General features: G+C 59.7%; 11 protein-coding genes and 1 pseudogene. 7 read left to right on the top strand and 5 right to left on the bottom strand.

The window, feature by feature from the left end:
* Nucleotides 1-602 (top strand): aldo/keto reductase (locus C5J24_RS20810; protein WP_172724079.1); only part of this gene is annotated, 602 nt, incomplete at its 5' end.
* A 198-nt stretch (nucleotides 603-800) separates the two neighbouring features.
* Here the strand turns inward: C5J24_RS20810 and C5J24_RS20815 are convergent.
* Together C5J24_RS20815 and C5J24_RS20820 are read right to left on the bottom strand one after the other, a co-directional pair.
* Nucleotides 801-1,022: pseudogene (locus C5J24_RS20815) on the bottom strand (tyrosine-type recombinase/integrase); the annotation flags it as partial.
* 175 nt (nucleotides 1,023-1,197) lie between these two features.
* The gene (locus tag C5J24_RS20820; RefSeq protein WP_105405459.1) at nucleotides 1,198-2,244 is read right to left on the bottom strand and encodes a LacI family DNA-binding transcriptional regulator; all 1,047 of its coding nucleotides are present in this window, start codon (nucleotides 2,242-2,244) and stop codon (nucleotides 1,198-1,200) included.
* 282 nt (nucleotides 2,245-2,526) lie between these two features.
* Between C5J24_RS20820 and C5J24_RS20825 the strand changes: the two genes are divergently transcribed.
* From C5J24_RS20825 to C5J24_RS20845, 5 genes are all read left to right on the top strand, one after another.
* Complete coding sequence (locus C5J24_RS20825) at nucleotides 2,527-3,573, top strand: sugar ABC transporter substrate-binding protein (protein ID WP_105420608.1); 1,047 nt, start codon at nucleotides 2,527-2,529, stop codon at nucleotides 3,571-3,573.
* 73 nt (nucleotides 3,574-3,646) lie between these two features.
* Entirely contained in the window at nucleotides 3,647-4,465 is an 819-nt protein-coding gene (locus C5J24_RS20830; protein ID WP_105405460.1) for an ATP-binding cassette domain-containing protein, read from the top strand.
* Nucleotides 4,462-5,712 carry a sugar ABC transporter permease gene (locus C5J24_RS20835; protein WP_172724080.1) on the top strand — a complete coding sequence of 417 codons (1,251 nt, stop codon included), beginning with the start codon at nucleotides 4,462-4,464 and terminating at the stop codon, nucleotides 5,710-5,712. The genes C5J24_RS20830 and C5J24_RS20835 overlap by 4 nt, the downstream gene beginning before the upstream one ends.
* Nucleotides 5,713-5,733: 21 nt before the next feature.
* On the top strand, nucleotides 5,734-6,462 hold the full coding sequence (locus tag C5J24_RS20840) for an SDR family oxidoreductase (RefSeq protein ID WP_105420610.1): 729 nt from the start codon (nucleotides 5,734-5,736) through the stop codon (nucleotides 6,460-6,462).
* A 52-nt stretch (nucleotides 6,463-6,514) separates the two neighbouring features.
* On the top strand, nucleotides 6,515-8,152 hold the full coding sequence (locus C5J24_RS20845; protein WP_105420612.1) for an FGGY-family carbohydrate kinase: 1,638 nt from the start codon (nucleotides 6,515-6,517) through the stop codon (nucleotides 8,150-8,152).
* A gap of 187 nt (nucleotides 8,153-8,339) precedes the next feature.
* Here the strand turns inward: C5J24_RS20845 and C5J24_RS20850 are convergent, their stop codons facing one another.
* Both C5J24_RS20850 and C5J24_RS20855 read right to left on the bottom strand, forming a co-directional pair.
* Nucleotides 8,340-8,777 carry an ester cyclase gene (locus tag C5J24_RS20850; RefSeq protein WP_105420614.1) on the bottom strand — a complete coding sequence of 146 codons (438 nt, stop codon included), beginning with the start codon at nucleotides 8,775-8,777 and terminating at the stop codon, nucleotides 8,340-8,342.
* 53 nt (nucleotides 8,778-8,830) lie between these two features.
* A complete protein-coding gene (locus C5J24_RS20855) occupies nucleotides 8,831-9,826 on the bottom strand; it encodes a zinc-binding alcohol dehydrogenase family protein (protein ID WP_105420616.1) in 996 nt (331 codons plus the stop codon).
* Nucleotides 9,827-10,166: 340 nt separating this feature from the next.
* Here C5J24_RS20855 and C5J24_RS20860 point away from each other — a divergent pair, with 340 nt between their 5' ends.
* A complete protein-coding gene (locus C5J24_RS20860; RefSeq protein ID WP_105420618.1) occupies nucleotides 10,167-11,072 on the top strand; it encodes a LysR family transcriptional regulator in 906 nt (301 codons plus the stop codon).
* Nucleotides 11,073-11,496: 424 nt separating this feature from the next.
* Here the strand turns inward: C5J24_RS20860 and C5J24_RS20865 are convergent, their stop codons facing one another.
* Complete coding sequence (locus C5J24_RS20865) at nucleotides 11,497-12,273, bottom strand: L-iditol 2-dehydrogenase (RefSeq protein ID WP_105420620.1); 777 nt, start codon at nucleotides 12,271-12,273, stop codon at nucleotides 11,497-11,499.
* Nucleotides 12,274-12,287 lie beyond the last annotated feature (14 nt).

Genomic DNA, 12,287 nt, shown 5'->3' on the forward strand with positions numbered 1-12,287 from the left:
GGATTCACAATCCAGCCGATGTGCCGCGGTGGACTCCGCACCTGATCCCGTTGCTGAAAAGCGGGAAGGTCAGACATGTCGGCGTCTCGAACCACAACCTCAGCGAAATCAAGCTTGCCGACCAGATCCTGGGCGAAGCCGGGTTCCGGGTCGAAGCCGTCCAGAACCACTATAGCCTTCTCTACCGCGGCTCTGAGCACGCTGGCATCCTGGATCACTGCCGCAGCAAAGGGATCCGCTTCTTCGCCTATATGGTGCTCGAACAGGGCACCTTGACCGGCAAGTACCATACCGAGAACCCGCTACCGGAGGGCAGCAGCCGGGCGAAGATTTACAACGGCATGCTACCTCAGTTGAAGGCCCTGACGGACAAGCTCGCCTCGATCGGCCAGAGCCAGGATGCAGCAACGCCCGATGTCGCGACAGCGTGGGCCATCGCCAAGGGTACGACGCCGATCATCGGCATCACCAAGCCCCACTATATCGATGGTCTGGTCCGCGCCAGCAGCATCACGCTCACCAGCGATGACATCGCCGAGCTGGAAGCTCTTGCCGACGCCGCTAACGTGAACACCCGCGGCTTCTGGGAACAAGAGATGTAAGTCTAAGTCCTCGGACTGCAGTTCTGGGCAATATGACAGGGCGATCTCGCGTCCGCCTCTGGCGCAATGGGCGGATAGGCCTACTTGTGCCAGAGGCCGCTTTCGGGCTCGGTCCGCCGCCTGCTCAATGACCAGAAATGGCGCGCATAGCTGTTTTCTGCCGAGGCACGGCCCCGCTCGGCGCGGGGTCGCACATTCTCAGATCTCTGTATGCTCCGCCAGTTCCAGCGCATCCTCTATGTCGACTCCGAGGTACCTGACCGTGTTCTCTATCTTGGTGTGTCCAAGCAGGATCTGGATCGCACGAAGATTGCCCGTAGTCTTGTAAATCATTGCGGCCTTCGTGCGTCGAAGCGAGTGTGTTCCATAATCCTCCCGCCTCAGACCAATGGCGGTCACCCATTCGTCAACCACATGTGCTGTCGCCGTCGTCCGATCGCGAAGCAGCTTGTAGTCGGCTTCTTCGTCGCGACCATTCATTGTTCGCAGCGCGGTGACGGGGACGACCGGATTGCCAAGCACGCCGCCAGCCGCATTGATCATCCTCGATGGCGAGCACTGCTCCCACAACATGCTCGCTTTTCCGTAAGTTGCGTCACGCCGTTGGATCATTGACGAGCGTATCGTCGCTATCGACAAAGATAGGCGGGATCTCGATCAGCGAGGCGCCCTTGGCTCCGTGGTCGATGACCTCGAATACGGCGGTCAGCATGCCCTGGACGTCCTGCCGCACCATCTCGATGTGGTCGCCGAGCAGTGCCGCGAAGGGATCCCAGTCGAAGCAGCCCATGACAGGCGTGTGATTTGCATAGTGGCCGGAGCGCTTGATCCACCGCATGACACCTTCGAGCGAAATTGTGGAATTTACGAACATGCCGCTCGGCAGCTCACCCTCCGCCCTGGCCAGCGCTTGAAGGGACGTCTCGGCTTTTTCCGGTGCGTATCCGCAGGTCAGGATATGGCTTTCGTCGATCGGTACACCGATATCGGCATGGGCCGCGCGAAAGCCGCGCACGCGCTCCGCGGTGTTGTGATCGCTACCGCGGCCGCCGATGAAGAGAAGCGGGCGAGCTGCGCCCAGCTTACGTTCGCTGTTGACGAGAATGCGCCGCGTCAATTCTCGGGCGCCGGTAAAATTGTCGGAGATGACGGAAGGCGCTTTGGTGCCGGGCAGATCGAGGTTGAGGCTTCCGACGCCCGCGGCTCCGCAGAGATCACTGATGCGGTCGGGATCCGTTGCGCCGGTCGAAACCAGCCATTCGACCTGATAGGAAAGCATGGTCCGGGCCGCTTCGACCTCCAGTTCAGGGTCGCGGCGTGTGCAGGTGATGATCGGGAAAAGACCCCGCTCGCGTGCCATGGTTTCGAAGGTCTCGACGATCGATCCGAAATAGCGGTTGTCATATTTGGGCACGATCATGCCGATGATCTTCGACTTCTCCCGTCGAAGCAGGCTGGCCTGCATGTTGATGGCATAACCCTGCTCCTCCGCCAGCCGGGTGATCTTCTCTGCCAATTGACTGCTGATCCTGCGCTTTTTCCAGTTCCCGTTCAACACGGCGCTGACAGCGCTGGCCGACGTTCCCGCAAGCTCGGCCAGGTCATAGATCGTAATCTTTTTTGTCGGCCTGTCCTGATTCACTCATATCTCCACTTCGATCACAGCTTGACATTATTGAAGGAAGGTGGCAATTCTGCTTCATCGATTGAGCAAGGTTGCGCAATCGATGAATTTGGTTGGCTGTGGAGGGTCGATCAGGGAGGCATCCGGGATAATCCACGATCATGACCGCGCCGATCCGTTCGGCGGGGGCAGTGATCTCCATGCTTTGCCGCCTGTTGCGGCAAGGCTGGAGGAGAGGCTTGGGCATGAAACCGGAGCGCGTACCTCAACACGTGTTTATTCATTCAAAAGGAGGAAACTATGAAATTCCGTTCAATGATGATGGTGTCGGCCGCTACCGCCGCCATGTTTGCCGGTTCGGCCTATGCGCAGGAGGCGGCTACCGTCGCATTCCTGATGCCGGACCAGGCGTCGACGCGCTACGAGAACCATGACTATCCGGGCTTCAAGGCGGAGATGGAAAAGCTCTGCCCGAAATGCAAGGTCATCTACCAGAATGCCAATGCCGACACGGCGCTCCAGCAGCAGCAGTTCAATTCGGTCATCGCTCAGGGCGCCAAGGTTATCGTGCTCGACCCGGTCGACTCGGCCGCCGCTGCCGCGCTCGTCGAGATCGCGCAGTCCCAGGACGTCAAGGTGATCGCCTATGACCGTCCGATCCCCGCCAAGCCGGCGGATTTCTACGTGTCGTTCGACAATCAAGGCATCGGCCATGCCATCGCCCGGTCGCTGGTCCAGCATCTCAAGGCACGCGGCGTTGCAGAAGGCGCCGGCGTGCTGCAAATCAACGGCTCTCCCACCGACGCGGCGGCAGGTCTTATCCGTGACGGTATCCATCAGGGCCTGAAGGATTCCGGCTACAAGACACTGGCGGAGTTCGACACGCCCGAATGGGCGCCGCCAAAGGCCCAGGAATGGGCTGCCGGCCAGATCACCCGCTTTGGTGCAGCTATCAAGGGCGTTGTCGCCGCCAATGACGGCACGGGCGGCGGCGCGATCGCTGCCTTCAAGGCTGCAGGCGTAAACCCTGTTCCGCCCGTCACCGGCAACGACGCGACGATCGCGGCCTTGCAACTGATTATCTCCGGCGACCAGTACAACACGATTTCCAAACCGTCGGAAATCGTGGCCGCCGCTGCCGCCAAGGTGGCGGTACAGCTTCTGAAGGGCGAGAAGCCGCAGGCGAAGACCTCGCTTTACGACACGCCGTCCGAACTCTTCGTGCCCGCCGTCGTGACTGCGGACAACATCAAGGCGGAAATCTTCGACAAGAAGATCCAGACTGCCAAAGAAGTCTGCACAGGTGAATATGCCGAAGGCTGCAAGAAGCTCGGTATTACCAAGTAACCTTCTATCGAGATGTCCGGCCGCGCCGATGCCCGGCCGGACATGCCCCCGAACCTAAAAAGAGCGTCAAGCCATGGTGCAAGAACACAGGGCGGACCCGGAGAAGGGCAGTCTCATTCTCCGGCTCAGCAATATCTCGAAGAACTTTGGCGCGGTGTCGGCGCTGACCGATATCGATCTGGAAGTGCGTGCCGGCGAAGTCGTTGCTCTCGTCGGAGACAATGGCGCGGGAAAGTCAACCCTGATCAAGGTTCTGGCCGGAGTCCACCAGCCATCGTCCGGTAAAATCGAGTTCTGCGGACAGGAAGTATCGCTCGACAGTCCAAGCCGTGCGCTGGAACTCGGCATTGCTACAGTGTTCCAGGATCTAGCCCTTTGCGAAAATCTCGACGTCGTCGCCAATCTTTTCCTGGGTCACGAACTGTCGCCGTGGAATCTCGATGAGATTGCCATGGAAGTCCGCGCTTGGACGCTTCTGAAGGAGCTGGCGGCGCGCATTCCATCGGTGCGAGAGCCGATTGCTTCGCTGTCGGGCGGCCAGCGCCAGACAGTTGCCATCGCACGATCCCTGCTTCTCGACCCGAAAATCATCATGCTCGACGAACCTACCGCGGCTCTCGGCGTGGCGCAGACGGCGGAGGTGCTGAACCTCATCGAACGCGTCCGCGATCGCGGGTTGGGCGTCATTATCATCAGCCACAACATGGAAGATGTGCGTGCGGTCGCCGACCGCATCGTCGTCCTGCGCCTGGGGCGCAACAACGGCATCTTCAGCCCCGACGCATCCAATCAGGAACTCGTCGCATCCATCACCGGAGCCACGGAAAACTCCGTGTCGCGCCGTCTGGACCGCAAGACGGGCCATACCGAAACCAGCGGGAGCGCCGCATGAGCCAGAATATGTCAAACAAGGATCAGGCGCTTGACCGCAGCGACATCAGGGTCAAGCATGACGATGGCCTGAGCGGCATGCTCAGGAGTTTCGTTGATCGCGTGCGATCCGGTGATCTGGGCATGCTGCCGGTGGCGGTGGGGCTGGTCGTCATCTCAACGGTCTTCAGCATCCTCAACCCGATCTTCCTGGCACCGAATAATCTCGTGAACCTGCTGTTCGACTGCGCGACCGTCGGTATCATCTCGCTCGGCATCGTCTGCGTCCTGCTGTTGGGCGAGATCGACCTGTCCGTCGGCTCGATGAGCGGCCTGTCATCGGCTATTATCGGTGTGCTCTGGGTCAATTCGGGTCTGCCTGTCATCGTCGCGATCTTCGCGGCGCTCGCGACTGGCGCGCTTGTCGGCGCGCTCTACGCCCTGATGTACAACCGATTGGGCATGCCGAGTTTCGTTGCCACGCTTGCGGGACTGCTCGCACTTCTTGGTTTGCAGCTTTATATCCTTGGCCCGACCGGGAGCATCAACCTTCCCTATGCCTCGCCCCTGGTGCGCTTCGGTCAGATCCTGGTGATGCCGGATTGGATGTCGCACATTCTGGCATTGGCGCCGGGTCTCATCATGGTCATTGCCGGCTTCGCCATTCGCAAGCGCAGGCAATCGGTCAACCTTTCCTCGCAGCCATTGAGCAATCTCCTGATCAAGGTGGCCGTGCTGACGGTCGCTCTGGAATTCGCCGTTTATTATTTGAACCTCGGCCGCGGTGTGCCGTGGATGTTCGGCCTGTTCGTGGCGCTGGCCGTCATCTTGAACTATGCACTGACGAAGACGCAGTGGGGGCGGTCTATGTTCGCCGTCGGCGGAAACCGTGAAGCGGCCCGCCGCTCGGGTATCAATGTCCGTCGCATCTACCTGAGCGCGTTCATGCTGTGCTCGACCTTGGGCGCCCTCGGCGGCATCCTCTCGGCGTCTCGCCTGGCATCATCCAGCCAGCAGGCCGGCACCGGCGATGTCAACCTGAATGCGATCGCGGCAGCCGTCATCGGCGGGACAAGCCTGTTTGGCGGCCGTGGCAGCGCTTATTCGGCGCTGCTCGGCATCATTGTCATCCAGGCGATCTCCAATGGCCTTACCCTGCTCAATCTCAATTCGTCCCTGCGCTACATGATCACCGGCGCGGTACTGGCGATTGCCGTCATCGTCGACTCGCTTGCGCGCCGTTCGCGTGTCAGCCATGGCCGTGCCTAACAATAAACTGGAGGAAATCTCATGGCTGAACTGATGAAGGGCAAAGTTGCCGCAATCACCGGCGCCGCATCGGGCATTGGTCTGGAATGTGCCCGCACCCTCTTGAGGGAAGGCGCAACCGTGGTACTGATCGACCGGGCAAAGGACAAGCTCGAAGCGCTGTGCTCGGAACTCGGAGACCGCGCCAAGCCGCTGGTGGTCGATCTGCTCGACGGCAAGGAGTTGTCCGGCATTCTGCCGCGCATTCTCGAGGTTGCCGGCGGTCTCGACATCTTCCATGCCAATGCCGGTGGCTATATCGGCGGTCCGGTCGCGGAAGGCGATCCGGATGCCTGGGACCGGATGCTCAACCTCAATATCAATGCCGCTTTCCGCTCGGTTCACGCGGTGCTGCCACATATGATCGCGCAAAAGTCAGGCGATATCCTGTTCACGAGTTCTATTGCCGGTGTGGTGCCGGTTGTGTGGGAGCCGATCTACACCGCATCGAAATTCGCTGTTCAGGCTTTTGTCCATTCGACCCGCCGACAGGTCGCAAAGGATGGGGTGCGCGTTGGCGCAATTCTGCCCGGTCCCGTGGTCACCGCTCTGCTCGATGACTGGCCGAAGGCCAAGATGGAGGAAGCGTTGGCGAATGGCAGTCTGATGCAGCCGAAGGAAGTGGCCGATGCCGTCCTCTTCATGCTGTCTCGCCCTCGCAACGTCACCATCCGCGACCTCGTCATCCTGCCCAACAGCGTTGATCTCTGATTGGCGCCGACGGCAACTTCCCGATATCCCAAGATCTGCAAGAGCCAACACCATGATCGACGCAGCGAACACCACAGCGCCCGCCGCCTCACGCTATCTCATCGGCGTCGATGTCGGCACTGGAAGCGCGCGTGCCGGGCTCTTTGATCTTTCGGGCCGGCTGCTGGCGGTGGCCAAGCGCGATATCTCCCTCTTCCGGGAGGCCGGCACCATTGCCGAGCAGTCGAGTACCGAAATCTGGGACGCCGTCTGTACTGTTGTGCGCGAGGTGGTCACTACTGTCGGGGTGGATACGGCGGCGATCATTGGTCTTGGTTTTGATGCAACATGTTCGCTGGTCGTGCTCGGCGAAGGCGGGCTCCCTCTTGCTATTGGCGCATCAGTGGATCCCAACCGCGACATTATCGTCTGGATGGACCACCGTGCCGTCGCCCAGGCGGAACGGATCAACGATATGGGGCACGATGTCCTGCGATATGTGGGCGGACGGATTTCCCCCGAGATGCAGACACCGAAGATCCTTTGGCTGAAGGAGAATCGTCCGGAAACGTTCGACGCGGCGTGGCAGTTTTTCGACCTCGCAGATTTCCTCACCTGGAAGGCAACCGGCGACCTTGCGCGCTCCACCTGCACCGTGACCTGCAAATGGACCTATCTTGCCCACGAGCAAAGATGGGACCCGACCTATTTCCAAGAGATCGGTCTTGGGCCGCTTGCCGACGAAGGTTTCGCCCGGATCGGCACGCGCATCTTCGAGCCAGGGACGCCGCTGGGGCAGGGGCTGACGGCGCAAGCCGCGAAGGCCATGGGATTGCAGCCAGGAACTGCGGTCGCCGCCGGTATGATCGACGCTCATGCTGGCGGGATCGGCACCGTTGGTATCGGTGGCCGTCCGGCAGCCAATCTCGCCTATGTCTTCGGAACCTCGTCCTGTACCATGACATCCACCGTCGAGCCCGTCTTCGTGCCGGGCGTTTGGGGACCGTATTATTCAGCCATGATGCCTGGCATGTGGCTCAATGAAGGGGGACAAAGTGCCGCCGGTGCCGCGATCGATCAATTGCTGGCCTTTCATCCTGCCGCGGCGGAAGCGAATGGGATAGCAGAGCAGCAACGTATGCCGCTGCCGGTCCTGATCGCTGATGCAGCCGCTGAAAAAGCCGGCACCGCTTCGGAGGCCGTGCGTCTGGCCACCGGCCTGCATGTCGTTCCAGAATTTCTTGGCAATCGCGCGCCTTTTGCCGATCCCCATGCCCGAGCGGTGATCGCAGGCCTTGGCATGGAGCGCGATTTTGGCAGTCTCGTCGCGCTGTATGTGGCAGGGCTCTGTGGCATCGGTTACGGTCTGCGACAGATCATCGAGGCCCAGGCTCAAGCCGGTGCACATATCGAAAACGTCGTCATCAGCGGTGGTGCGGGGCAGCATGAACTGGTCCGACAGATACTTGCCGACGCCTGTGGCGCACCGGTGATCGGGACCCTATCGGAAGAGCCGGTTCTCTTGGGTTCGGCTATCCTTGGAGCGGTCGCAAGCGGCGCCCTTCCGGACGTAGTCTCGGCGATGAAACGGTTGTGCAGTCCCGCGCACGTTTATAGGCCGGCGGTGGGCGAACTGGCGGAGATCCATGCCAAACGCTACGTGGCCTTTGCGGAATTGCAGACGCTGGCTAGAGGGTTGAAAGATAGTTGATTTTGCTCGAAGTTGCCCAAGCTACTAGGCTCAGGACCTATTAAATAGCTTGCGGCGGTCTACTGCCTTGGATTCATTGGGATCGAAAGTAGGCCGCCAAGGCGAGCCGACTCCATTCGGACGAGCGTCATGATGAGCGCTGCGGGCGATCCAACTGTGTAGGTGCCGCCACCGGTTGGAGTGACGCCTACGGTACGGGCACCGCTCCGATCTGTTGCATAAGACTTAAGAGCTCTGGCTGACCGCGCTCCTCCACGATCTTGCCGTCGGAAATGCGGTAAAAGTTTACAGCCTGAACGCTGATCGACTTCCCGGTGGCGGGAACCCCGAAAAAATCGCCATGGTGCGTTCCCCGCATGGTGAAACGCACTGCGATCCGAGTATTGCCGGCGCCAAGATTGTCCTCTTCAGCAATCGTCTCTTCCAGCGTCCACTGGATGTCGGGAAAACCGCTGCGCATTATACCGATGATGGCGAGATAGCCGCCGAGGCCCTGCATGGGCTCACTCCGGTTCGGGACATGGAAGATCGCGCTGTTAGCGATCAGCTCACTTCCGAGCGTCTCGTCGGCCGTATTGATGAATTCGACAAAGCGCCGCATGAATGTGTTGGCAATGGCAGACATGATAATCTCCGTTAGAAATCGTTGGCGTGCGGTCAGCCGCGGCCCACGGCACTTCAGGCGCTTCGTCCGAAGCTCGACAAGTTCGCTGAGGTTAAGACGACAATCTTTCCCTCCGCCTGGTTTTGCTCCATCCACCGATGCGCCACAGCAATTTCGCTGAGCTGGGCCGTGCGGCCTATCGGCACTTTCAGCTTTCCTAATGCAATATCAGTCAAAATGCTGTCGAGGGGCATTTGCATGAACTCGGAGACACCGCCTGAATAGGTAGTCAGGCGCACGTAGTTGGGGATTGCATCCATGGGCGCGAAGCTATCGAACGACCACTTATCACCAACCATCCCTGCCATGCAGACCACGCCTCCGGGCCGAGTGCATAGGAGGGAGTCGGCAAGAGTGGTCGTGCCCACCAGTTCGAGGACCTTGTCGACTTTTGCGATGCTGGCACTCAGATGGCCATCATCCACTATTCCCTCGTTGGCTCCGTGCTCAATTAGAAGGCTGGTCCGTGTTGCCTGACGCGTCGTGCTCAGGACATACGCGCCGTGATTGCAGGCCAAGCCAGCAGCAGCAAGGCCGACCGAGGTCGATCCGCCACGAATGAGCAGTCGCTCACCCGGCTGGAGGTCGAGAGCGCGGAATAGCGAACCCCAGGCCGTCTGAAACATTTCGGGTACGGCACCGAGGACCTTCCATGGCAGATCCGACGAAAACTTGCGCACCTGGCTGGCCGGCACGCAGGCAAATTCGGCATAAGCGCCATCGAATTGCCGACCCATGCCACCCATCACGGTGGCGACGGTATCACCAGGGGCAAATTGACCACCAGGCGCGTGCTCGACGATACCGACAGCCTCGATGCCCAAGACGCGCGGGAAGTGAACGCCCGGCGAATGTCCCTGACGGGTGAATAGCTCCGATCGATTGAGGCCAAAGGCAATGATTTTGATCAGAACCTGGCCGTTCTTGGGAATTGGGACCGGGATGGTCTCAATGTTCAGGACTTCGGGGCCGCCGGGACCCCGCATCACCGCTGCTTGCATCATCAACATCAAATCACCTGCTTGAGTTCAGGCAGGCCAAGACCAGCGAGGGCGCAATGTGAGCAGCGAGGGCGCAGATTAGCGCACTCATCACAGCCTGAGAGTTTCAGTGCCGCAATCAACCGGCTCATAAGCCGGCCACCCACTTGCCCAGCAGCCCGCCCTCTGTATCCCTCTTCGAGGCGACCACCTGTGCGCTCGCGACCGTCGTGAAAGCGGTGAATACCGCGGCTGCATCCATTAGTCCCTTATGCATTTGTGCCACCTCTTGAGAGTTCGACATAATACACCGTGCATTTTTATTAAGTATCGAGCTATAGGTTGCTTCAATCGTGCACCAGGATTGGGAATGCATAATCTGCCGGAACTGGAAGCATTGGTCGCGACCGCACGCCTAGGCTCATTCGCCGCCGCGGCGCAGCAACTCGGCGTTTCGGCAACGATGGTTGGCCGCCGTATACAGAACCTTGAAGCTCGCCACGGCGCTCGTCTGCTGGAGCGGACGACCCGCGCCCAAAAGCTGACTGTCCTTGGAACCCAATTCCTAGAGCAGTCGATCCGCATCCTCGACGAGCTCGCAGTTCTCGACGAACTATCCAGCCCTGCTGCCTCGCTCAAGGGCTCGCTACGGATCTCTGCTCCTACGACCCTTGGCGTCACTACACTAGGTCCAGCGATCGCCGAATTTGCCAAAGCGCACCCGGCTCTGTCGGTGGAGTTGTCGCTGTCGAACCGGCGGGTGGATCTTGTGGCCGAAGGCTACGATCTGGCGATCCGCGTGGGCGATCTTCCGTCGTCCACGCTGGTGAGCAAGCGCATCGGCACGTACCGCTTTATCTGCTGCGCATCACCGTCGTGGCTGGCAGCGCATGAGGAACCAGCGACACCGATGGACCTGGCCAAGGGAGGCTGTATCGTAAACAGCAATTTTAACCCGCCCGATATCTGGCACTTCATCGATGCCAAGGGCGAGGCCATTGCCGCCAGGATCTCGGGTGCGCTGCAGTTGGACAACGATGAAGCACAACGGACCATTGCACAGCAGGGTGGTGGCATCGCCTGCCTGCCTGTCGATTTGGTGCGATCCGACCTTCAGGATGGTAGCCTAGTCCAGTTGCTGATGGATTTCGGGACTGACTCCATGCCGATCCACGCGATCTACCCGTCCCGAAGGCTGCTGCCCAAGCGCGTTGCCGCTGTGATTGATGCAGTCGCCGCGGCGCTAAGCCGCAGCGATTTTCCGATTTCCAAGTGATTACCCACGAGCGAGGCAGTGAAACATCTGAAGATGGTGAGATGCAGTCGCGTCGAGTGCCTTCGAAGAACTTTCGTCATGCTGAGGGCTGATCAGGTTTCGTGATATGCTTATCCAAAGCAGACGTTCGGCTAGCCACGTTACCCTAGACATTTCAATAACCGAAGCGGATCGGCAGCTTTCAGGAGATAGCAAGGTCGGCTTGAATGGCCGAAAAGGGGGGCGCATTGCTGCCATTCGCGTCGCCGTGAACGAAGGCTCCGTTGGCAGTATGCGGAAATAATTTCCGATCCCGCGTAATGGTCCCAGGTGTAGGTCTCGGGCCTGAGCGCACGGAGGCTTGCAAATATTTTGCTCTTGAACAGGTTCGAACCGCCGACAGGTCCGTCGGAGTTCCAACCTAGGAGACCGAGCCGGCGAGACCTCAGCTCATCCACTGCCCGCCATCGACATTGTAACATTGCCCGACAACGTAGTTGGCATCCGAGGAGGCCAAAAATACTGCCATTCCGGTGAGGTCTTCCGCCCTACCCATGCGTCCGAAAGGAACGGCAGCGGCGACTTCCTTTTTCTTTTGCCCAGGAGCTTTGTTTTCGTATTTAGCGAAGAAGGCATCGACGCCGTCCCAGTGCTCACCGTCAACGACGCCTGGGGCGATGGCGTTGACGTTGATCTTGTTTTCGATGAGGTTCAATGCAGCCGATTGAGTGAGGCTGATGATTGCCGCTTTTGTGGCGCAGTAGACCGCCACAAGCGGCTCTCCTCGGCGGCCCGCCTGGGATGCCATGTTGATGATCTTGCCGCCCTTGCCTTGTGATATCATCTGCTTCGCGACGGCCTGCAGCATGAACAGCGAACCATAGACGTTCACGTCGAAGACTCTCCGGTAGTCGGCCTCAGTGATTTCCACGATCGGGGCCGCCGTGAAGAGCGCCGCGTTGTTGATCAGGATGTCGATGCTCCCGAATGCACCCGCCACCTTGGCGACAGCCTCGTCAATGCTCTGCTTGTTCGTGACGTCGACCTTCACCGCTATGGCGCTATTGCCAAGTTCCATGGCAACGGTTTCCGCGCGGGCGATGTCGATATCGCAGATTGCCACGCCCGCACCTTCGGCGATGTATGCTTTGGCAAAGGCAAGGCCGATGCCTCGCGCGGCTCCCGTGATGATGGCTGTCTTGCCCTCCAATTTTCCTGGCATCTAAAACCTCCGAG

Source organism: Neorhizobium sp. T25_27, from assembly GCF_002968565.1.
GTDB lineage: Bacteria > Pseudomonadota > Alphaproteobacteria > Rhizobiales > Rhizobiaceae > Neorhizobium > Neorhizobium tomejilense.